The sequence below is a fragment of the Pseudomonas sp. Marseille-QA0892 genome (genome assembly GCF_054950135.1).
Genome location: NZ_CM143104.1, coordinates 780,421 through 802,332, shown reverse-complemented (window position 1 = coordinate 802,332; position 21,912 = coordinate 780,421). Strand labels below are relative to the sequence as shown.

The following is a 21,912-nucleotide window of genomic DNA, read 5'->3' as shown; positions in this document are numbered from 1 at the left end:
CATCAGCCAACCGGCGGATACTTACGTTCTTCCGGCTTCGGCGGGAAATATTGGAAAAGCCAGGTTTCGCTCAGAACTTCCTTTGTTTTCGCATGGCGAATGAACGCACGCATCTCGACCGGCTCAACGCTATCGCTGGTGGGATACCAGTCGAATTGGGCCCGGAAACCCTTCTCCTCGGGATGTAGCGCGAAGATATTGAAGTCCTTGGCCTCACCATGGGAAACGGTGACGACTGACTCGACCGGGTCTTTCCAATCCATCTTCTCGAGCGGCCCGCCCACGAAGTCGATGGCGAAGCGGCGCGCCCAAACGTTGGGCCAATGTTCGCCCGGCGCCCAGCCCTGCTTGAAACCGCCCATGCCCGAGCGCGTGGCCAGCACTTGCGCCAACGTAGGCTTCACCGGAGGCAATGCCGCCCAGTACAGCTTGTAGCCAAAATTGAGGGACGTGCCTGGTTCGATGGCTTGCTTCGGGTTCCAGAAGGCAACGATGTTATCCATCGTTTCACCCGTAGTCGGGATTTCCAGCAGGTCGATGCTGCCCTCGCCCCATTGTGTCGTGGGCTCCACCCAAAGACTCGGGCGACGGCTATACCAGTTCGAGGTGTCCTGGTAGGTCTTGAAATCGTGGTCGCTCTGCACGAGGCCGAAGCCCTTTGGGCTATCGTCACTGAAGGCGTTGAATTGCAGCACTTCAGGGTTGTTCAACGGGCGGCAGACCCATTCCCCATTCCCGCGCCACATAGACAGACGATCGGTATCGTGGATGTTTGGGTTGATGAAGTCACACATCCGCCGCTCGTAAGGGCCGCAGGCGAACATACTGGTGATAGGCGTCACGCCAAGCTGTTTGATCGCTTTGCGGGCATGGATGTTCATGTCGATATCCATGACGACCTGCTCGGGCTGGCAGTCGATATCGAAACGATAGGCACCCGTCACGCTAGGGCCGTTGAGCAGTGCATAGAGAACGAAGCGCGTGCTGTCCTTGGCAGGTGTCTCGAACCAGAATTCGACGAAGTCCGGAAATTCTTCAGGCGTATCGGAGTATGTGTTGACTGCCACCCCACGCGCCGAAAGACCGTACTGGCCCGTGTTATCCACGGCACGGAAATAACTCGCACCGAGGAAGGACACGATGTCGTAGCGGTCGATGTTGGGTTGCTTGAAGACCTTCAGACCCGCGAACGCCAGGTCCTTACCCTTCAATTGGCTGACGTCGACTTCGCTCTGACCATAGTCGAACAGCTCGGGACGGTAGTGCACCTCACGCGCCTGACCGGTCTTCGGATCGAGGCTATGCATGCGGACGGGCTGGCGGAAGCCCATGCCAACGTGGAAGAACTGGACATCCAGCTGGCCTTCCAGGTCCTTCCAAAGCGAGTGTTCGGGGTCGTACTGAATGGCGTTGAACTGCTGTGGCGTCATTGTCGCCAGTGTCGGCGGCAGTTCCTGGGCGTTGCTGACATAGGCTTCGCTGGCCATCTTCTTGGCTCGGGCCTTGAGCTGGTCGTAGCTGAAGGCTTCAGCCTTGCCATCGGCGGTCTGAGCCAGGGCGCGCGCGGCGAACAGGCTGGTTGCGGGGATGCCGGTGTAGGCGGCCAGGGCCATGGAAGCTTTCAGTAAGTCTCTGCGTTGCATGGATAACCTTAGCGGTCGGAACGATATAGGCGCTCCGTGCGGAGCGTGGGTTTGGCACGCAGCGGAGCGGTTAAAAAGACTTTGCAACAGATAGCCAACTAGCCTGACAGTTCCATGGCTCGCCAGCGGAAACCGGTTCGCGAATCATTACGGGCTGTGTCGGCCGTGAATCATTCGCTGACGGCATAGCGGCGGTCAAGCGTGCTATAGCCGAGGCCTACGCCCTTGCTCACCTTAATCTGCACGGGGATCCGTTCCTTCAGCGCTTCGACGTGACTGATGATGCCGATCGTCTTGCCGCTGGCATTAAGGTTATCGAGCGCATCCAGCGCCATTTCGAGGGTTTCGCCGTCGAGCGTACCGAACCCTTCATCCAGGAAGAGCGAGTCGATTCGGGTCCGGTGACTGACCAGATCCGACAATGCCAATGCGAGCGCCAGGCTGACCAGGAAGCTTTCGCCTCCCGACAAGGTACGGGTGTCCCGGGCGATATCCGCCTGCCAGGTATCAACGACTTCCAGTTCCAACTCGCCGGCGGTTCGACGCGCCAATTGATAGCGCCCGTGAAGCCGTTGAAGTTGTCGATTGGCCAGGTGGATCAGATGGTCGAGGGTGAGCCCTTGGGCAAAGCGGCGATAGCGGGCGCCATCGGCTGAGCCGATCAGGCTGCTCAGGTGCTGCCAATCGTCGCAGACGCGCTCCTGCTCGGCGATTTGCACCAATAGGGCCTGCTGAGCCTCGCGCCGGGCGGTGTCCTCACGCAACTGCGCCTGTATCTCCCCCTGACGCTGTTGGCAGGTCCTGCTCGCTTCGTCGATGGATGCAATGGACGCATCCAGCACGGCAAGCTCGGTATCGGTCAGCGGTTCCGCCATCAACGCATCAAGGTCGCGTTGTGCTGCAACGCCAACCGCCTGCGCTTCGGCAAGGCGGGTCTCGAGGGATGCCTTCAATGCCTGCAGGGCTTCACGCTCAGGCTCGCTTAGCAACGCCGCGCGGAAAGCGTCTTCGTCTTGAAATACGCTTTCAGTCAGTGCGACCTCCCATGACCGCGACGCCTCCTCCAGTACACGGGCATCGGATTCGCAACGCGCTTCCACTGCCTCCAATGCACCGCCTAGTTCGGCGCAGCGCCGCTCGGCGTCTTCCCAGCGCGCTTGAAGTATATCGAGGGTAAGCCCCGTCAACGCAGGATCGACAGCTATGCCACTTCCGACTTTTTCGTATCTGGCCTGCCAAACGGATGCGCGTCGCGTTGCGTCCTTATAGGCATGCTCCAGCTGGGGCCGCTGCTCTGAGAGCGCCGCACGCTGCTGTTCGTCCGCCTGCCACCGCTCGCACTCGCCCTGACGCTGCTTGAGCCAGGCTTCGCTATCGTCCGGTAGCGAATAACCGAACGGTGCCAACTCCTTTGCCAGGGCCTCGTCGAGGTCGGCCGAGCGTTTTCGAAGCTGGTCTAGCCTTACGTTCGACTCGTCTAAACGAGCCTCGATCGCCTCGAACTCCTTCTCCAGCAGGGCAATCCGACCCGCCGCCGCTGCCTCGCGCTGTGTGCAGTCCTGGGCAATGGTACGGTTGCGCTCAAGCGAGTTGCGCAAAGCATCCAGCCCGTTGAGCGTTTGCTGTACCGCGCCCAGTTCGGTGATCTGACGTGTCTGCTCAGCACGCACGTCAGCCTCCGTTTCGAGACGGCAGCCGAGTTTTTCGCACGCGCCCCTCCAGGCCACGCTCAGGGCATGCAGCTGTTGGCGATTCTCCTCATCCTGCTCGGTGCATGCCTTGATCTGCTCCTCGACCGCGGCCACCTCGGTGGCCATCGCCTGACCTCGCTCTGACAGGGTTTCAAGCTCCGTCCGGGACGCCTTTAGCGCCTGCTGGGTCTCGGAGACGTTCAGCGCCTGGTAGGCCTCGATTGCAGGATGCGAGGTGGAGCCGCACAACGGGCACGGATCCCCGGCCTGGAGCGCAGCGCGATGCGCCTCGAGCGCATGAATACGCTGTTCCTGCTCCAGCAGTTTTTCGCGCTCACGAATCTGCTGGTTGACCTCTCGATAGCGAGCTCGCAGTGCGTCCAATGCCGTCTTGCGCGAGGCGATGCCGTCCCGGTGCTTCTGGAGTGACTCAAGGGTACGCGCGGATTTTCGCTCAAGCTGCAGGCGACGTTCTGCCAGTTGGTTGAGCTCACCGAGCGTCGCCCCTCTGTCATGGAGGGACTGCCAGGAGGCGCGCCACTCGGCTTCGCTGCGTCCGTTCAGCGCGCCGTCCCACTGGGCCTGCGCTGCCTGGGCTTCTGCCCTGGCCTTTTCTAGTGCCGCATGGGCGTCCTGCTGAGATCGACGCGCCGTGGCGAGCTCGCCCCCCGAAGCGGCCGCCCGCTGCTGGAGCTGGGCGTTCTGCTGCTCAGCGCCTGCTATCTCCGCCTGCGCATCGAGCCGCCCTTCGAAGCGGGTTCGCCAGCCGTTCAGCCATTCGCCCAGCCGCGCGTGCATTGCGCGCTCGGAAAGGCTGGCTTCAAGCGACTCACGCTGTTCCTGCAAGGCCGCCAGCGCGGCGGTGGCCTTGTCCACCTGGTCCTGGCTTACCCGAACGGCGGCCGCCAGACTGGCATTTGCCTCTAACCGTACGGCGTCACGCTCCTGCAAACGGGCTCGTTGGAGCTCCAAACCGGACGTGCGCGCACGCTCCGCCTGCTGACGACGCTCGAACACCGGAAGCAACCGGGTGGCAGGCTCGCTACGGGCCAAGCGATGCAGGTCTGCCGACGCAGATTCAAGTGCCTGCCGGGCTTGTAGTTCTTCGGACTGAGCTGCCACCAGCCGCGCTTCGGTCTGTGATTTGTCCAGACACCACTGACGCTCCCGAGCCAGCCGCGTGAGATCGGCCTTGAGCGCGGCATCGCGCTCCGAGAGTGTGGCCCGTTCGGCTGTCAGTAGGTCGATCGCCTCGGGCGTGAGGAGCGATACGCCCTGCGCATGAGCCCGCAGCTGCGACAGTACCTGGGAGGCTTCGCGGCTGTTTTCGAAGACACGTTGGGAAATAAGCCCATAGATCTCGCTGCCGGTCAGCTCCTCCAGCAGCTCGGCACGCTGATTGGCACTTGCTTCGAGAAATGCCGCAAAGCCGCCTTGGGCCAGCAACATGGATTTGGTGAACCGACCGAAATCGAGCCCGGTAAGACGTTCCACTTCCCTGGGCTTTTCGCTCAGCTTGTCGGTCAGGATTTCACCATCGACCCGTGCAAGTTCAGCGCGAGCGGGCTGTAAGGCCCCGTCGCTGCGGTCCCGTGCCCGGCGCTGGCTCCAGAACGCGCGGTACGCGTCGCCCTTCACCTCGAACTCGACTTCGGCCAGGCACTCCGCCGTGTGCCGACTCATTACTTCGTTTTCGCTGCCAATGCGCTCCATGCGTGGCGTTCGGTGGTAGAGCGCCAGGCAAATCGCATCGAGCAGCGTGGTCTTGCCTGCGCCGGTGGGCCCGGTAATCGCGAAGAGGCCATTCCCCGCGAACGGCTCCGCCGTGAAATCGATCTTCCACTCGCCCTTGAGCGAATTGATGTTTTTCAGACGCAGACTCAGGATTCTCACAACGCTAACTTCCCCACGAACCAAGCCGGCGATTTTGTCACTGAATACCCCCTACGTGCATCCGATGCGCGCGGCTGGTGTGGACCTTTGATCCGAGCCGGGACTCTGATCTGGAACACCCCCATTCGAGACCAGATCATGGCCCATTCACTATGGCAGCTGTCGCTGTCGGATTTTCGCGATCAGGTCGCCTCGAAGCAGCCCACGCCGAGCTGCGGCGCAGCTGCGGCCGTCAGTGCGAGCTTCGGGCTGGCACTCATTCAGATGGCGATACGGCTGGGCACCCATGTGGAGCGCGGTGAGGCTCAGGAGCTACTGCGGCAGTCGGAACCGCTCCAGCGTCAGTTGATGTCGAGCGCCGATGAGGACGCCCGCGCATTCGGCGGTTTTATTGAAGCTGACAGCGAAGAAGCGCGGCAGCAGGCGGCGCGAGACAGCATTGCCGTTCCACTCGCCACCGCACATGCCTGCCGCTCCGCCCTGCGCCTGGCCGAACACGCCAAGCCGCTGGTCAAGCAATCCGTTCGACCGGACGTTGTCGCAGGTGCGCTTATGTTGCATGCCGCGATGGACGCGGTGCTGCTGAACGTGGAGGTCAACCTTGCGCTGATTCCGGACCAAGCAGAGCGGGACGATCTCGCGGCGTCTCGAGATCGGCTACGCACTGAAGCGAACCAGATATGGCTTTCGCTCCAGCGCACTGAGCCTGCCTAGCGGTTTACTTCGTTTCGAGCACGCTTTGCAACACATCGCGATGCAATGTGCGCAGGCGCTCCTCCAGTGGCGCGTCGAGCGTTTCCTGCGCGAGCCTGCGCTCGAACACATCGCCCGGATCGAGTTCTGCCAAGGTTTCCTGGGTGTTCGACTGCAGCGCCGAAGCTGTCGCCTTCCGCGCGCGGCGTACACGCAAGACCTCGACTGGGTGGCCTTCACATAATGCCGACACGCGGTTCTGCAAGTCGCTCAGGTAGTCGTCCTCGCTTACTACGACTTCGAGCCATGTGGTCTGCCCTGCCTGAAGGTCGCCCCCAATGCCAGCGATGGCACCAGCCAACGTGGCCAACGATCCGGATACCGAAGCCATCGGCTGAAAGGTCGGCACCCGAAGCGCCTCGACACTTTGCAGCGCAGCGTCTTCGAAATCCACCAGGAGCACCTGCTTATCCTGCCCCGCCTCGTCGAACGCCAGCGGAATGGGCGAGCCGCTGTAGCGGATGTGGTCCAGGCCACCCACGCGCTGCGGACGGTGAATGTGCCCAAGCGCGATGTAATCCGCTGGCGGGAAGGCATTCGTAGGGAACGCCTCAAGCGCACCCACGTAGATTTCCCGCACTGACTCGCTGGCTGAGGCGCCCACGGTCGTCAGGTGGCCCGTGGCGATTAGGGGCAACGCCATGCCGGTCGATGCACGCCGCGCTTCGGCCAGCGTGAAAACCGTCTGGTAATGTTCATGAATGGCCGACTGCAGTGAACGCTGCTTGTCCTGCGCCGACTGTCCGCCCTCGCTTCGCACCAGATCGCGCGGCCGCAGATAGGGGATAGCGCAAAGCACTGCGCCCGGCGAGCCATCGCGACGGCGCAGGACGATGACCTGCTCTGCAGGGTCGTCTGTACTGCAAGGCACCACGTGGGTATCGAGCGCCGCCAGCAGGCCACGCGACTCACCCAGCATCGCTGCCGAGTCGTGATTGCCACCCAATACCACCAGTCGGGCACCGGTTTCACGCAGCGCGAGCACAAAACGGTTGTATTGCTCGCGGGCGTAACTGGGTGGCGTACCGGTATCGAAGATATCTCCGGCTATCACGACAGCATCAACGGCATGCTTTCGCACGCAGGTAATAAGCCACTGGCAGAACGCCTCGTGCTCGGCCTGGCGCGTTCTGCCAAGGAAATGCTGGCCCAAATGCCAATCAGAGGTATGCAACAGGCGAAAGCGCCGCCCGGGTGGGAGAGTCGAATCAAACAGCGACAGGGTTTGCATCGGGTATCCAGCGTCGTCGCGCAAGGCAGGCCCACCGTCAGCGACGAGGCAAACGGCGGGCAAGAGAGATCAGAGGCCGCTATCCAGGCTGATGGATTCATCTACACCAAGGTGGATGTTCATGCTCTGGACAGCCGCTCCTGCGGCGCCTTTGCCGAGGTTGTCCAGCCGGGCCACGAGCGTGACACGCTCATCATTGCCAAAGACGAACAGGTCGGCGCGGTTGGTCTCGTTGCACGCCTGGACATCGAAGAATCCGCTGTCCAGGTTCTCGGCGCTCTCAAGCGGCATCACACGGATGAAACGCTCGCCCTCGTAATGCGCGGCAAGCGCTTCGCGTAGGCGCTGTGCTGTTACGCCCGTTGGCAAATGCGCCAACTGCAGCGGGACGGTTACCGCCAGTCCCTTCAAAAAGCTGCCGACGATAGGGCTGAACACCGGTGCAGCGTCTATACCTGTCTGCACGCGCATTTCGGGTAGGTGCTTGTGGGACTGAGGCATGGCGTACAGGCGTGGGCTGGTCAGCTTCGGATTACCGCCCGCTTCGTACTCGGCAATCATCTGCTTGCCGCCGCCGCTGTAGCCGGTGAGCGAAAAGGCACTCAGCGGGTAGGCCTTAGGTAGAAGGCCGGCATCCACGAGCGGACGAACCAACAGGATGAACGCCGTCGCATGGCAGCCCGGGTTAGCGATGCGCTTGCTCCGCTTGATCGCCTCGCGCTGACCTGACGCCAGCTCCGGAAGCCCGTACGTCCAGCCGGTGTCGGTCCGGAAGGCAGTGCTGGCGTCGATGATGCAGGTGTTCGGGTTGTCGACCAGGGATACCGCCTCACGCGAAGCGGCATCCGGCAGGCACAGGAAGGCAACGTCTGCGGCATTCAGGAATCGGCCGCGCTCCGCCGAATCCTTGCGCTTGGCTTCATCGATGCGCAGCAGCTCGATATCGGATCGCCCGCCGAGATAATCCAGCAAACGCAACCCGGTGGTGCCCTCCTGGCCATCCACGAAAACCTTGAACGTCATGACTCGACCCCTCGCTCCAAACGCCGGCACCGCCGACAGGTAATAAGACGTCGCATTGTACTCGCGTGATGCGGGCATGCCACCGCTCGGCAGCACACCGGCCGATAGCCGTGCTGGCGATACATGACGTTACACACGTGCCATACCCCTTCCAGGCCCGGAAACCCTGCACCAGAGCGGTTTTGAGTCGAAGCGCGCCCGCCGAGGCTTATGGACGAGGCGAACCGTTTCACCGAAGCATGGGTCCGCTTTCTGAGCGCCTGCCGTATAGGCCCCGAACACGTCTCCTGGAGCCCCTGACTATGTTCACCGCCGCTACCGCTATCCGATACAGCCTCATTCCCGCCCTCTTCCTCGCAGCCTGGCTACCTGCCTCGGCAACAGCCCAGACAGCCCCCCGTCTCGATGTGCCTTATGTGCCAACCCCGGAAGCCGTCGTCACGCGTATGCTCGAAATGGCCGACGTACAGCAGAACGATCATGTCGTTGACCTCGGCTCAGGTGATGGCCGCATCGCAATCGCGGCGGTGAAGGACCGGGGTGCGAAATCCGCCCTGGGAGTCGATCTCAATCCCGAGCGTATCGAAGAAGCACAGGCCAACGCGCAGAAAGCCGGGGTCACCGACAAGGTGACTTTCGAACAAGGCGATCTGTTCAAGAAGGACATCTCGGATGCCAATGTGCTGACGATGTACCTGTTGCCACGCGTCAACATGCAACTGCGGCCGGTGATCCTGAACGAAATGGAGCCCGGCACCCGTGTGGTCTCCCATGCATTCAGCATGGAGGATTGGGAGGCAGACCAGACCGCGGTAGTTGATGGGCGCTACATCTACCTGTGGATCGTTCCCGCGAAGGTCGACGGTCAGTGGCAGGTCAATGCCGGTAACGAAAGCTTCACGCTGGAGCTGGATCAGACCTTTCAGAAAGTACAGGGCAAGGCAAACGTGGCCGGGCAACCTGCCAATGTCGAGGGCCGACTCGACGGTGAGCGTGTTCGGCTGAACGTGGGCGATCGTGTCTTCGTAGGCACCGTCGAGGGCGACTCCATCACGGCCGTAAGCGAAGACGGCTCGGTCGAAAACTGGAGCGCCACGCGGAGCTGACCCTTATGAACGCACCGGCACAGCTGAAGCATCCACGCGAGGGACTCTCGGTTACCGATGGCATCGCCGTGGTGGTAGGAATCGTGGTGGGCATCGGCATATTCGGGTTCCCACCCATGGTGGCGCAGCACGCCGATACGCCGTTGGCTTACCTAGGCCTGTGGCTGGCAGGCGGCCTGCTGATGCTGGTCGGTGCGCTTTGCTACGCCGAGCTAGGCGCAAGCTACCCCCATGAAGGCGGCGAATACCACTATCTGCAACGCGCCTGGGGAGGCCGCCTCGCGTTGCTGTTCGCGTGGGCACGCGGGACGGTCATCCAGACCGGAGCAATCGCAGTGGTCGCCTTCATCTATGGCGAATACGCCCAACAGCTCCTTCCCCTGGGCGCCTATGGTGCCAATTGGCATGCGCTGTTCTCGGTCGTTGCGCTGACCGCCCTCAATGTCCTCGGCACTCGCGAATCCAAACGACTCCAGGTGGTGCTCAGCCTGATGGTCGTCACGACCCTTACGGGGTTGGCGATCGCGGGTATCGCGTTCGGCGAAGAGCCCGTCGTTGCGCAGGCGACGGAGCCCTCGGGCGCAACGCTCGGGATGCTTGGCATGGGCATGGTCTTCGTACTGCTTACCTACGGTGGCTGGAATGAGGCTGCCTATCTGACGGGCGAGCTCAAGGATCCCGGCCGCAACGTCGTCCGCGTACTGATCGGCGGAACACTCGTGGTAACCGTGCTCTACCTGCTGTCGAATCTTGCCTTCCTTCAGATATTCGGACTGGAAGGCCTGCGCAACTCCACGGCAGTCGGTGCCGAACTCATGCATGTGATCGCAGGCCCCTGGGCCTCGGTTGCCCTCAGCGGCGTGATCTGCCTTGCGGCGCTGAGCACCCTGAACGCCACGATCCTGACTGGCGCGCGCGTGTATTACGCGCTTGGCCGGGACGTGCCGCAGCTCAGCATGCTAGGCGAATGGAACGACCGAGGTTCGACGCCCGTCCGCGCCCTGCTCGTGCAGGGCGGCATTACATTGATCCTGGTACTGTTCGGCGCACTCAGTGAAGACAGTGTGCATAGCATGGTCGCCTACACAGCCCCAGTGTTCTGGTTCTTCATGCTGATGGTGACACTGTCCCTCATGCGTCTTCGCCGCATCGATCGCGGGCGCAAGCGGCCCTTCAGCGTGCCGCTTTTCCCGTGGCTACCACTGCTGTTCGCAGCCGTTTGCTTTGCTCTGTTCTGTTCGAGCACGGTGTATGCCGGAATGGGAGCGTTGCTGGGCCTTGTCGTATTGGCGGCAGGCCTGCCGCTGCTGCTTATGCGAAAGGCGCCAGTTGCGGTCGCGAGCGATGTCTGAACGCGCTCGTGCCGGAGAGACGGCGGGCGAACTGTCACGGCACAGGTCTACACTGTTCAGGCCCGGCCCGTTGAATCTTTGGACGCCACGGGCCATCCAATTCGCTTTGCCCATAGCTTCAGAGGTTGAATGAACAGGCCCCGATACATCGATCTGCTCGTCTGCGACTGCGATGGCGTGCTGATCGACAGTGAAATCATCGCCGAGCGCAACGTCCACGACACCCTTGCAGAGCGCTTTCCAGCCGATGAGCTGGAACGCGTGCTCGCTGGCACTTTCGGCCTTCAGAGTCGAGACATTCTCGCCCGGGTCGAGGCGCATTTCGGCGTCCAGCTCCCGCCTTCCTTCTACACCGATATGCGGGCGCGCACCGAAGCACAGATTCGTAGCCAGGTAGAGGTCATCCCCTACGTCCGTGATGCATTGATGTCCATCGACCTGCCTTTGGCGGTTGCATCCAATAGCCGTCTGGATGCCGTGGAATTTGCCCTAGACCGCTGCAAGCTCGCAGAGCGGGTCGACATCGGAATCTTCAGTGCGGACAAGGTCGAACGCCCCAAGCCGGCGCCCGACGTGTACCTGGCCGCCGCCAAAGCGGCCGGTGTTCCGCCCGAGCGGTGCCTTGCAGTCGAAGACAGTGCCACGGGCGTGACGGCGGCGCTGACGGCAGGCATGCGCGTAGTGGGCTTCCTTGGTGCCAGCCATATCCCGAGCGAACACGGTGAAACGTTGCTTCAGCTGGGTGTGGAACGGGTGTTCGACGACATGCGCGAGCTCGCTGGTATCGTCCACATGCTTCAGGAGACGCCGCCCAAACGGCGCGACTGATCGAGCCCTGCGGAGTCGGACGGTCTCGGGTAGAATTTCGAGCTTTGCCCTCACGCCGGGACACACTATGCCCATCCGACATTGCATCGTTCATCTGATCGAGAAAAAGCCGGACGGCTCCCCCGCCGTCCTGCACGCGCGCGACTCCGAACTCGCCGAATCCAAAGCCATCGAAAATCTGCTGGCTGACCTGAACGACAGCTACAACGCCAAACAGGGGAAAGCCTGGGGCCTCTTCCATGAGGAATCCGGCGCCTACCCATTTAGCGGTTGGCTCAAGGCTTACCTGGAAGATGAACAGCCCTTCGCTCCGTTCACACGCCAGGCTGTCGAGCATTTGCAGAAGCTCATGGAGGAATCCAACCTCTCCACAGGTGGCCACGTACTGTTCGCGCATTACCAACAGGGCATGACTGACTATCTTGCCATTGCCCTGCTACACCACAGCGAAGGCGTTGCCGTAACGGACAGCCTGGACGTGACGCCTGCCAAACACCTGGACCTGAGCCAGCTGCACCTTGCCGCGCGTATCAATCTGTCGGAATGGCAGAACAACAAGCAGTCGCGCCAGTACATTTCGTTCATCAAGGGCAAAGGCGGAAAGAAAGTCTCGGACTACTTCCGCGATTTCATCGGCTGCCAGGAAGGCGTCGACGCGCCAAGCGAAACGAGAACACTGCTAAAGGCCTTCAGCGATTTCGTTGAGAGCGAAGACATGCCTGAGACCCAGGCCAAGGCGAAGACCGATACGCTGGTGGATTACGCCAGCACCCAGGCCCGACTGGGCGAGCCAATGACACTCGACGAACTGTCCAGCTTGTTGGATGAGGAACGGCCGAAGGCTTTTTACGACCACATCCGGAACAAGGACTACGGCCTTGCGCCTGAAATTCCCCCGGATAAACGAACGCTAAATCAGTTCCGCCGTTTCACAGGTCGTGCCGAAGGGTTATCGATCAGTTTCGAGGCGCATCTGTTGGGATCCAAGATCGAGTATGACGAGCAGCAGGATGTGCTCATCATCCGTCAAGTGCCCACGCAGCTGAAGGATCAGCTCAAGCGACGGCAGGACTAGCGTCAGGTTCAGCCGAGCGGGGCAACGCTTGTGCCTCGCTCGGTGGCATCTCGACGGTTGAATCGGTGCCACCAAGTGACAGCGCATTCGTCGAATGGGCCAATGGCTCCGCTGTAACCCACTGATGCACCATCGCTTCCTTGCGCGGTTTGCTCAGTCGCTTGATCGCTCGCTCGCGCCGCAAAGCGTCTGACTTATTTGCAAGCGGCTCGATATACACCAGCGCAACAGCCGGGCTTGACCGGAAGAAGCGTGCGCCTTTGCCGGCCCGATGGCGGGCGAAGCGTTTATGAGGGTCATCACTGATCCCGCAGTACAGGGCGCCATTCAACGCCCTGACCAGATAGACATACCAGGGTTTATCCACGACTGCCGCAGTGGATGGAGCGCCTTCAGGCACCCGACATCTGTCCACGCGCAGTGCGCCAGACGCAGACCCCGACGAAATAGACGCCCGACAGCCACCAGAGAACGGTTGCCCATGCGGAGTGATCCGGATGCTGCCAGATCAACAGCGCGCTGCTGAGAAGCCAGATAGCGGTGGCCGCGATGTTCAACGGCATGAACTCGCGAACTCGGAAGGGATGGAGGAACTTCATACGCGTCAGCGTCAGTGCAGCCAACACGATCACGACAACAAGGTTGACCGTCGCGCTCATGTCCAACAGGTAGAGATAGAGGGCAACAACGTTCCAGGCGGCCGGAAAACCGACGAAGTAGTTGTCCTTGCTCTTCATGTTCACATTGCAGAAGCAATACAGCGACGACACGAGAATCAGTCCGACCGCGACGAGCGAAAGCGCTGGCGGCATCTCGATGTATTGGTAGATGAAGAGTGCAGGAATGAACACGTAGCTCAGGTAGTCGATCACAGAGTCGAGGATGACGCCATCGAAGTGAGGCAGCACCACCTTCACTTGGAACTTGCGCGCCAGTGTCCCGTCGAGCCCGTCCACGATCAGCGCAGCGCCAAGCCAGAGCAGGCATGCTTGTGGTTGCCCCTGCACGAGCGCAAGCATGGAAAGCAACCCGAAGATCACCCCCGTGATGGTGATGGCATGAGCGCTCCAGGCCTTGGCTTTATCGAACATCAGGTACTCGGCCACTAACAGAATCTCGACATTGTTTGGAACTGCGGATTATTCCTTCCTCGCCACACGCAAGCCATGCCTGTAACGAAAAATGTTTGCTTGAGCACACGTAGGCGCATCACCTCACGTCTGCCAATTGCGCAGTAGACCATGACAATCCGGCCTCGTTCGAGCCCACCTGACGAGCTGAAACACGTCATATGCTCGAATAATGCATAGAAAAAGGGCCTCGAAAGGCCCTTTCTCAGCGCAGCAGACTTGGTGGGTCAGTGCAGTATCTGTCCCAGGAACAGCTTGGTCCGCTCGTTCTGCGGGTTGTCAAAGAACTGGTTCGGCTCAGCCTGTTCGACGATTTCACCCTTGTCCATAAAGATGACGCGGTTGGCTACGGTCCGGGCAAAGCCCATTTCGTGGGTCACACACAGCATCGTCATGCCGTCCTCTGCGAGACCGATCATGGTGTCGAGCACTTCTTTCACCATCTCCGGATCGAGTGCCGAGGTCGGCTCATCGAACAGCATGATCTTGGGCTTCATGCACAACGCACGGGCAATCGCTACGCGCTGTTGCTGCCCACCCGAGAGCTGACCGGGAAACTTATTGGCCTGTTCGGGGATGCGAACGCGCTGCAGGTAATGCATCGCGATTTCCTCTGCCTCCTTCCGGGGCATCTTGCGGACCCACATCGGTGCGAGCGTGCAGTTCTGCAAAACGGTGAGATGCGGAAAAAGATTGAAGTGCTGGAACACCATTCCAACCTCACGGCGCACGGTTTCGATGTCCTTCAGGTTTTCGGTCAGCTCGACGTCATCAACAATGATGCTGCCCTTCTGATGCTCTTCCAGTCGATTGATGCAACGGATCGTCGTCGACTTGCCCGAACCGGATGGGCCGCACAGGACGATTCGCTCACCCTGCCTGACGTTCAGGTTGATGTCCTTGAGCACGTGAAACTGGCCGTACCACTTGTTCACGTCCGTCATGCGGATCATGGTCTTGTCGCCGATTTCCAGGCGCTTGGCGTTCTCACTCATGTTGCTTCGCTCCTTAGCGGCGATGACCGGTGTCGAGCCGGCGTTCGAGACGTTGGCTGTACTGGGACATGCCAAAGCAGAAGATGAAATAGATCAGCGCACCGAACACATAGCCTTCGGTGGACATACCCAGCCACGCCGGATCGACCGTCGCCTGATGCAGGCTGTTGAGCAGGTCGAACAGCCCGATGATGATGACCAGGCTCGTATCCTTGAACAGTGCGATGAAGGTATTGACGATGCCGGGGATAACGAGCTTTAGCGCCTGAGGCAGAATCACCAGCCCCATCATGCGCCAGTAGCCCAACCCCATCGCGCCCGCCGCTTCGTACTGCCCCTTGGGGATCGCCTGCAAACCGCCACGCACCACCTCGGCAATGTAGGCTGACTGGAACAGAATCACGCCAATCAATGCACGAAGAAGCTTATCGAAGCTCATACCTTCCGGCAGAAACAGGGGCAACATCACTGAAGACATAAACAGCACGGTGATGAGCGGAACGCCCCGCCAGAACTCGATGAAGGTTACGCACAGCACCCGCACGGCCGGCATGTGCGAGCGCCGCCCCAGTGCCAGCAGAATCCCGAGCGGCAGTGCGCCAGCGATACCCGCCGCCGCGATCACCAGCGTCAGAGTGAGGCCGCCCCAGCGTGCGGTAGGCACTTCGACCAGCCCGAACATGCCGCCGTAGAGCAGTACCCACGCAACGACCGGATATACGATCAGGAAGCCAATCCCGTAGAAGGCCCGCCGCGGCATAGCCTTAAAGAACACGGGCGCTGCACCGACGACGGCCAGAATGAGCGTCAGGTTTACGCGCCAGCGCTCCTCAGTCGGGTAGAACCCGTACATGAACTGGCCGAAACGCTCCTTGATGAACACCCAGCACGCACCGTCCGGGGCGCAATCCGCGCGCGTCGTACCGACGAATGTCGCGCTGAAGAACGCCCAGTTCAGAAGCGGCGGAACCAACAGCCAGATCAGATACGCCGCAAACAGCGTGAGAACTGTGTTGATGGGGCTCGAAAAGAGATTCGCCCGCATCCAAGGCCATGCGCCCACGGTCTGGCTGGGCGGCGGCAGGTCCGGTTTGAATGTATGTGTGGTCATGTCCTATCGCTCCGCCAGCGCCATCCGCTTGTTATAGATGTTCATCAGCAGCGAAATGGTGAGGCTGATGGTCAGATACACCGACATCGTGATGGCAATCGTTTCAATGGCCTGGCCGGTCTGGTTGAGCACCGTACCGGCGAACAGCGCCACCATGTCCGGGTAGCCGATACCGGCCGCCAGCGACGAGTTCTTGGTGAGATTGAGGTACTGGCTGGTCAGCGGAGGAATGATCACCCGCATGGCTTGGGGAATGATCACCAGACGCAGCGTCTTGCCCGCTGGAAGGCCGAGCGAGCTGGCCGCCTCGGTCTGGCCATGGCTGACGGACTGGATGCCGGAGCGCACCGTTTCGGCGATGAACGCGGCGGTATACACCGAGAGCGCGACCAGCAGTGCGAACAGCTCTGGAATGACAACCCAGCCACCGTTGAAGTTGAAGCCCCTGAGCTCCGGTACTTCCCAATGGAAGGGTGTTCCGAAAATCACTGAGGCCAACCCTGGCAGCGCAACGAACAACGCGAGGATAGTGAGCAACACGGGAAACCGCTCGCCGGTCTCGTGGCGCCGTATCCGAGCCCAGCGCCACACTGCAATGCTCCCCACCAGCGCGATGATCAACGCGACGATAAACGGCGTGATGCCTTCCGCTGCTTGTGGTGCGGGAACATAGAGGCCACGGTTGTTGAGGAACAGTGTGTCCATGAAGCTGAGACTCTGGCGCGGATTTGGCACCAGTCGCAGCACCGCGAAATACCAGAAGAAGATCTGCAGCAGCGGCGGGATATTTCGGAAGACTTCGATGTATACCGAAGCCATCTTGCGGATCAGCCAGTTCGGCGATAGCCGCGCCACACCAATGATGAAGCCAAGGACCGTAGCAATGATGATCCCTAGCGCCGACACCAACAACGTATTCAGGAGGCCGACGAAAAACAGCCTTCCGTAGGTGTTCGCTTCAGAATAGTCGATGAGACTCTGGCTGACGCCAAAGCCCGCACTGTTGTTCAGAAAGCCGAAACCGGAGGTAATGCCCCGATTCTGGAGGTTGGTTTGCGTGTTCTGGAAGAGATACCAGCCCAATGCGACCACCGCCAGGATGGCGATGATCTGAAACGCCCATGCTCGTGTGCGCGGATCGTTGATAAACGAGGAGCGCGATGCCCCGACTGGCTTTGCCATGATGCTTTCCGGTGAAGGCTAAACAAAACGCCGTTGCCGACCAGGAGCGATGCTCCCGCCGGCAACGGCGACGACAGATCAGCGCACCGGAGGCGCGTACAGGATGCCGCCGTTATTCCACAGTGCATTCATGCCGCGCTTGATCTTGAGCTCACTGCCCTGACCCACGTTGCGCTCGAACGATTCGCCGTAGTTACCTACCTGCTTGACGATCTGAACAGCCCAGTCCTTGGGCAGCTTGAGATCGTTGCCGAAGCTGCCTTCGGAGCCCAGCAGACGCGCGACGTCCGGGTTCTTGGAGGACTTGGCCTGCTCCTCGACATTCGCCGCAGTCAGACCCAGCTCTTCGGCATTGATCATGGCGAACAGTGACCACTTCACAATGGCGAACCATTCATCATCACCGCGACGAACGGATGGGCCAAGCGGCTCCTTGGAGATGACTTCCGGCAGTACGACATATTGATCAGGCTGTGCGAGCTTGATGCGCTGTGCATACAGCTGAGACTGATCCGACGTCAGTACGTCGCAACGGCCGGCCTCGAGCGATTTGGCGCTTTCGTCGGAGCGGTCGTAGGTGATCGGGGTGAACTTCAGCCCATTGGCGCGGAAGTAATCGGAGACGTTAAGCTCGGTCGTGGTGCCGGCCTGGATGCAGATCGTCGCGCCGTCGAGTTCCTTCGCGCTTGAGACGCCCAGGTCCTTGTTCACCAGGAAGCCCACGCCGTCGTAGTAGGTAACGCCGGTAAAGTTCATGCCCATACCCGCATCGCGGGAGCTGGTCCAGGTCGTATTACGGGACAGCATGTCGATTTCGCCGGACTGAAGGGCAGTGAAGCGCTCCTTGGCCGTCAGCGGCGAATAGCGGACCTTGGTGGCATCGCCGAATACGGCTGCTGCGACCGCCCGGCAAACGTCCACGTCCAGACCTTTGTACGCGCCACCTGCTTCGGCGTAGGAGAAGCCCGGCAGACCGTCACTGATACCGCACTGAACGAAGCCTTTCTTCTTAACAGCATCCAGGGTGACACCCGCATGTGCAGTGCCGGCGAGGCCGAGCACGCCAGCAGCGGTCAGGGCCGCCAGTGTGGACTTAACCATCTTCATCAAAACCTCCAGTTGCTCTTCTTAGTGTGGGTCCGGTCGGATGAATGCCCTCCACCCGCCACGGGTACAGCTGCATCCTTGGCTGTTCACGTGATTCGTTCCGATGAGGTCCGGACGAAGTCGATAAGGCCAGGGCGTCACCAGTGCGTCCCAGTCCCACACGGTGTTACCGTGCTGGCTGGAGCGATAGTACGCAGCAGGTATTGCAAGCGGCGTACCAGAGTGCCATCAGGGCTCTCGAACGATAGGGTCAAGCATGAAAGTTCCATCGTTGCGACACTATGTTCAGTAAACCGGCACCGCCCGACGAATACACCGCCCCAATTTGGCCATTGCAGCACTAAAAAGGAGCACCGATGACCGACCCCCTTATCCTTGAGCCTGTTTCTACTGCCGATGCGTGCGTCATTTGGTTGCACGGCCTCGGCGCCAACCGTTACGACTTCGAGCCTGTAGGCCGTCTGCTCCAGCAGCGTCAGCCTACGATCCGGTTCGTCTTTCCCCAGGCGCCGACCAAGCCGGTGACTGTCAACGGCGGCATTGCCATGCCGAGCTGGTACGACATCCTTGCGATGCGTCCCACCGCTCGCGACATTAGCGAGTCGGATATCGAGGTGTCCGCGCACTCAATTCGTGCACTGATAGATGCTCAGGCCGAGGCGGGCATTGCAAAAAACCGAATCGTGCTTGCCGGCTTTTCACAAGGTGGCGCAGTCGTATTGCACACCGCGTACCGTTCCCTGCCCTACGCCATCGGTGGCGCTATCGCCCTATCGACCTATGGCCCGACGCTGAATAGCAGCGAACCGATCCTGTCTGCCTGCCGCCAAACGCCCGCATTGTTCGCTCACGGCACGAAAGACAATGTCGTCACCCTGCCCTTTGGACGCCTGGCACATGACTGCCTTGAAAGCCAGGGTATAGCTGTTACATGGCACGCGTTCGACATGGACCATGAAGTCACGCTGGTCGAGGTCGATACCGTTGATGCCTGGCTACGAGAGCGCCTGGCCAATCAGGAGCTTGCCTAAGCGGTATCGAGACGGCTCACCGAGCCGTCCGGGACGCCCAACAGCGCCGACCGTCGGCAGGTCGGGCACTTTGTCAGAGCAGCTCGGTCCATAACCCATCGCAGCGCCGGGACGTCCAGATGGCCGCAGTCATGCATGCCCCACGACGGGGAGACAGGAAGTCATGAAAACGAAGGAATGGCGCGATATCCATTTCCTGCGTCGCATGCGCCTTTTCAAAAATGTTGAGCTGCACGATCTCAACCGGCTTCTCGATGAGGCGTCTGCGTGGGAGTTTGAGCGCGGCGAGGTGCTACTAGCACCGACCAGTCGGAATGACTACCTCTATCTGGTTGTGGATGGCCAACTTGAGGTACGGCTTGGTGATATCCACAATCCGACCGTCAACGTCATCCGACCCGGTGAATGCGCGGGTGAAATCAGCTTCATCGATGATGAAAACCCTAGCGCGTTTGTCGTTGCTTCTGAAGCCTCCGTCGCACTTCGCCTCCACCGCGAGCGTCTTCTGAGGCTCTTGGACCAGTCGCCTGCCTTGACACGCAACCTGCTCGCACTTTTGTGCGAACGGGTTCGTCAGGGCAACCGCATCATTCAAGACGTGGAACAGACCGCCAACATCGACAGCCTTACGGGGCTTCCAAACCGGCGTTGGCTGCGTCATGTCTACGAACGAGAAAGCACCCGCTGCGCCTTCGATGGCTCTCCGCTTTGCATGCTCATGCTCGACGTGGATCACTTCAAGGCCTACAACGATACGCATGGCCATCTCGCCGGAGACTACGCACTGGCCATGGTCGCCAATACGTTACGCGGCCAGCTCCGCCCCAAGGACAGCATGGCGCGTTATGGTGGCGAGGAATTCATCATTCTTCTTCCGGATCTTACGCTCGCGGAGACGCGCGATATTGGCGAACGGCTTCGCCGAAGCCTGGAGCGGGCCGACATTTTCTATTCTCCCCTGGGCGCGCTACCTGGCGTCACGATCTCGATAGGCGTCGCCCAGATGCGCCCCAAGGACAAGCTTGAAACACTGATTGCTCGCGCCGACAGCGCGCTTTACCAAGCCAAGCAGGAAGGCCGCAACTGTCTCTGCGGCTGAACATCATTGGGTAAAGCTCATTTGGTCGCAAGCACGTGTGGGCGCTTCGCCGGGCGTGGTTCTTGCTTTACACTGGCGGATATCAATGACCCTATTCCAATGATGAGAATCCCGTGCTCAAAGCACTCAAGAAAATGTTTGGCAAGGACAGCGCCGTCGTGGGCGAGCCTTCCAATCCTGCGACGCCGCACACCGCTGCGGACCTCGACGTAACGCCGCCAAGCCAAAGCGGTGAAGCAGCTCGGCACTCAGCGCCTGTCTCCCCAGAAGCCCAAGAGCAAGCATCGAGCACGCCCAGGGCCCGAACACCACGCGCCAAGCGCCCTGCCCCACTTCCAGTCAACACTTGGTCCATCGCAGATTTCGTTGTGGAGCCCCAGGAAGGCAAGACGCGCTTCCATGACTTCAACCTCGACGACCGACTCATGCATGCCATTCATGACCTCGGTTTCCCCTACTGCACGCCAATCCAGGCTCAGGTGTTGGGCTATACGCTCAAAGGGCGTGATGCGATCGGTCGCGCTCAGACTGGGACAGGCAAAACCGCCGCCTTCCTCATATCCACCATTACCCAGCTGCTCGAAACGCCCGTCCCGGACGAGCGCTACATGGGCGAGCCCCGCGCACTCATCATCGCGCCTACGCGCGAGCTGGTGGTTCAGATCGCCAGGGATGCCGAAGCGCTCACTCGCTACAGCGGACTGAACGTCATGAGCTTCGTCGGTGGGATGGACTTCGACAAACAGCTCAAGCAACTTGAATCCCGCTACTGCGACATCCTGGTCGCTACGCCCGGCCGGTTGCTGGATTTCAACCAACGCGGCGAAGTCCACCTCGATATGGTCGAGGTCATGGTACTGGACGAAGCGGACAGAATGCTCGACATGGGCTTCATTCCACAGGTGCGGCAGATTATCCGGCAGACTCCGCGCAAGGGCGAACGCCAGACACTGCTCTTCTCTGCAACCTTCACCGAAGACGTCATGAACCTGGCGAAGCAGTGGACCGTGGATCCGGCGATAGTAGAGATCGAGCCGGAGAATGTCGCGAGCGATACAGTTACGCAGCACGTCTATGCGGTTTCGGACCGCGAAAAATACACACTGCTCTATAACCTGATCACCCAGAACAACTGGGAGCGCGTCATGGTGTTCGCGAACCGGCGTGACGAAGTACGCCGCATCGAAGAACGCTTGACCAAGGACGGCGTAAGCGCAGCCCAAATGTCCGGCGACGTTCCGCAGCACAAGCGCATCAAGACCCTGGAAGGTTTCCGCGAAGGCCGGATACGTGTACTGGTCGCAACCGATGTCGCCGGTCGTGGTATCCATGTCGACGGCATCAGCCATGTGATCAATTTCACGCTTCCAGAGGACCCTGACGATTACGTCCACCGGATTGGAAGGACGGGCCGTGCAGGCACCAGCGGTACCTCGATCAGCTTCGCAGGTGAAGACGATGCATTTGCTCTCCCTCCCATCGAAGAATTGCTCGGTCGCAAGATCGACTGCGAGCAGCCGCCAGCGGAATTGTTGACGCCCGTCCAACGCACCCGCTGAGCATCGCCCCACAGCGGGCGGTTCCAGCCCCTGAAAAACGCGTGGCACCAAGCGGCGCGTTGCAGGTCTATTCCCCTGCATTGGAAACAGGACGACATTTGCC

Annotated in this window: 17 protein-coding genes and 1 pseudogene; 8 read left to right on the top strand and 10 right to left on the bottom strand. The window is 60.5% G+C overall.

The genetic code is table 11. The features are described from left to right. Positions 1 to 2: 2 nt before the first annotated feature. Together ACY8D3_RS03550 and ACY8D3_RS03545 are read right to left on the bottom strand one after the other, a co-directional pair. The gene (locus ACY8D3_RS03550) at positions 3 to 1,643 is read right to left on the bottom strand and encodes an OpgD/OpgG family glucan biosynthesis protein (RefSeq protein WP_462381678.1); all 1,641 of its coding nucleotides are present in this window, start codon (positions 1,641 to 1,643) and stop codon (positions 3 to 5) included. Positions 1,644 to 1,813: 170 nt separating this feature from the next. After that, complete coding sequence (locus ACY8D3_RS03545; protein WP_462381676.1) at positions 1,814 to 5,227, bottom strand: AAA family ATPase; 3,414 nt, start codon at positions 5,225 to 5,227, stop codon at positions 1,814 to 1,816. A 138-nt stretch (positions 5,228 to 5,365) separates the two neighbouring features. On the opposite strand from ACY8D3_RS03545, the gene ACY8D3_RS03540 reads away from it, so the two are divergent. Then, positions 5,366 to 5,941, top strand: a complete 576-nt coding sequence (locus ACY8D3_RS03540; RefSeq protein WP_462381674.1) for a cyclodeaminase/cyclohydrolase family protein — start codon at positions 5,366 to 5,368, stop codon at positions 5,939 to 5,941. Between the two features lie 4 nt (positions 5,942 to 5,945). Here the strand turns inward: ACY8D3_RS03540 and sbcD are convergent, their stop codons facing one another. Together sbcD and argC are read right to left on the bottom strand one after the other, a co-directional pair. Further along, positions 5,946 to 7,211 carry an exonuclease subunit SbcD gene (gene sbcD, locus ACY8D3_RS03535; RefSeq protein ID WP_462381672.1) on the bottom strand — a complete coding sequence of 422 codons (1,266 nt, stop codon included), beginning with the start codon at positions 7,209 to 7,211 and terminating at the stop codon, positions 5,946 to 5,948. Between the two features lie 69 nt (positions 7,212 to 7,280). Then, entirely contained in the window at positions 7,281 to 8,234 is a 954-nt protein-coding gene (gene argC, locus ACY8D3_RS03530; protein WP_462381670.1) for an N-acetyl-gamma-glutamyl-phosphate reductase, read from the bottom strand. A gap of 302 nt (positions 8,235 to 8,536) precedes the next feature. Between argC and ACY8D3_RS03525 the strand changes: the two genes are divergently transcribed. From ACY8D3_RS03525 to yejK, 4 genes are all read left to right on the top strand, one after another. Beyond that, positions 8,537 to 9,340, top strand: coding sequence for an SAM-dependent methyltransferase (locus ACY8D3_RS03525; protein WP_462381668.1), 804 nt, complete (start codon positions 8,537 to 8,539; stop codon positions 9,338 to 9,340). Between the two features lie 5 nt (positions 9,341 to 9,345). Then, positions 9,346 to 10,692: an APC family permease gene (locus ACY8D3_RS03520; RefSeq protein ID WP_462381666.1), complete on the top strand. Its 1,347-nt coding sequence runs from the start codon at positions 9,346 to 9,348 to the stop codon at positions 10,690 to 10,692. Positions 10,693 to 10,821: 129 nt separating this feature from the next. Continuing rightward, positions 10,822 to 11,520 (top strand): HAD family hydrolase, encoded by a 699-nt coding sequence (locus tag ACY8D3_RS03515; protein ID WP_462381664.1) that lies wholly within the window; start codon positions 10,822 to 10,824, stop codon positions 11,518 to 11,520. Between the two features lie 67 nt (positions 11,521 to 11,587). Further along, a complete protein-coding gene (yejK, locus tag ACY8D3_RS03510; protein ID WP_462381662.1) occupies positions 11,588 to 12,595 on the top strand; it encodes a nucleoid-associated protein YejK in 1,008 nt (335 codons plus the stop codon). A gap of 127 nt (positions 12,596 to 12,722) precedes the next feature. Here yejK and ACY8D3_RS03505 read toward each other — a convergent pair. The 6 genes and pseudogenes from ACY8D3_RS03505 to ACY8D3_RS03480 form a co-directional block, all read right to left on the bottom strand. After that, positions 12,723 to 12,995: pseudogene (locus ACY8D3_RS03505) on the bottom strand (GIY-YIG nuclease family protein); the annotation flags it as partial. After that, positions 12,988 to 13,686 (bottom strand): phosphatidylcholine synthase, encoded by a 699-nt coding sequence (gene pcsA, locus ACY8D3_RS03500; RefSeq protein WP_462381660.1) that lies wholly within the window; start codon positions 13,684 to 13,686, stop codon positions 12,988 to 12,990. The pseudogene ACY8D3_RS03505 and the gene pcsA, both read right to left, overlap by 8 nt. Positions 13,687 to 13,952: 266 nt before the next feature. Next, positions 13,953 to 14,720 carry an amino acid ABC transporter ATP-binding protein gene (locus ACY8D3_RS03495; protein WP_462381658.1) on the bottom strand — a complete coding sequence of 256 codons (768 nt, stop codon included), beginning with the start codon at positions 14,718 to 14,720 and terminating at the stop codon, positions 13,953 to 13,955. Positions 14,721 to 14,733: 13 nt separating this feature from the next. Beyond that, complete coding sequence (locus ACY8D3_RS03490; protein WP_462381657.1) at positions 14,734 to 15,831, bottom strand: amino acid ABC transporter permease; 1,098 nt, start codon at positions 15,829 to 15,831, stop codon at positions 14,734 to 14,736. 3 nt (positions 15,832 to 15,834) lie between these two features. Beyond that, complete coding sequence (locus ACY8D3_RS03485) at positions 15,835 to 17,013, bottom strand: amino acid ABC transporter permease (protein WP_462381655.1); 1,179 nt, start codon at positions 17,011 to 17,013, stop codon at positions 15,835 to 15,837. 78 nt (positions 17,014 to 17,091) lie between these two features. After that, complete coding sequence (locus ACY8D3_RS03480; protein ID WP_462381653.1) at positions 17,092 to 18,120, bottom strand: amino acid ABC transporter substrate-binding protein; 1,029 nt, start codon at positions 18,118 to 18,120, stop codon at positions 17,092 to 17,094. A 356-nt stretch (positions 18,121 to 18,476) separates the two neighbouring features. Here ACY8D3_RS03480 and ACY8D3_RS03475 point away from each other — a divergent pair, with 356 nt between their 5' ends. The 3 genes from ACY8D3_RS03475 (at position 18,477) to rhlB (ending at position 21,809) form a co-directional block, all read left to right on the top strand. Beyond that, positions 18,477 to 19,151 carry an alpha/beta hydrolase gene (locus tag ACY8D3_RS03475; RefSeq protein WP_462381651.1) on the top strand — a complete coding sequence of 225 codons (675 nt, stop codon included), beginning with the start codon at positions 18,477 to 18,479 and terminating at the stop codon, positions 19,149 to 19,151. Between the two features lie 163 nt (positions 19,152 to 19,314). After that, positions 19,315 to 20,250, top strand: coding sequence for a GGDEF domain-containing protein (locus ACY8D3_RS03470; RefSeq protein ID WP_462381649.1), 936 nt, complete (start codon positions 19,315 to 19,317; stop codon positions 20,248 to 20,250). A gap of 113 nt (positions 20,251 to 20,363) precedes the next feature. Then, positions 20,364 to 21,809, top strand: a complete 1,446-nt coding sequence (gene rhlB / locus ACY8D3_RS03465) for an ATP-dependent RNA helicase RhlB (protein ID WP_462381647.1) — start codon at positions 20,364 to 20,366, stop codon at positions 21,807 to 21,809. Positions 21,810 to 21,912: the final 103 nt, after the last annotated feature.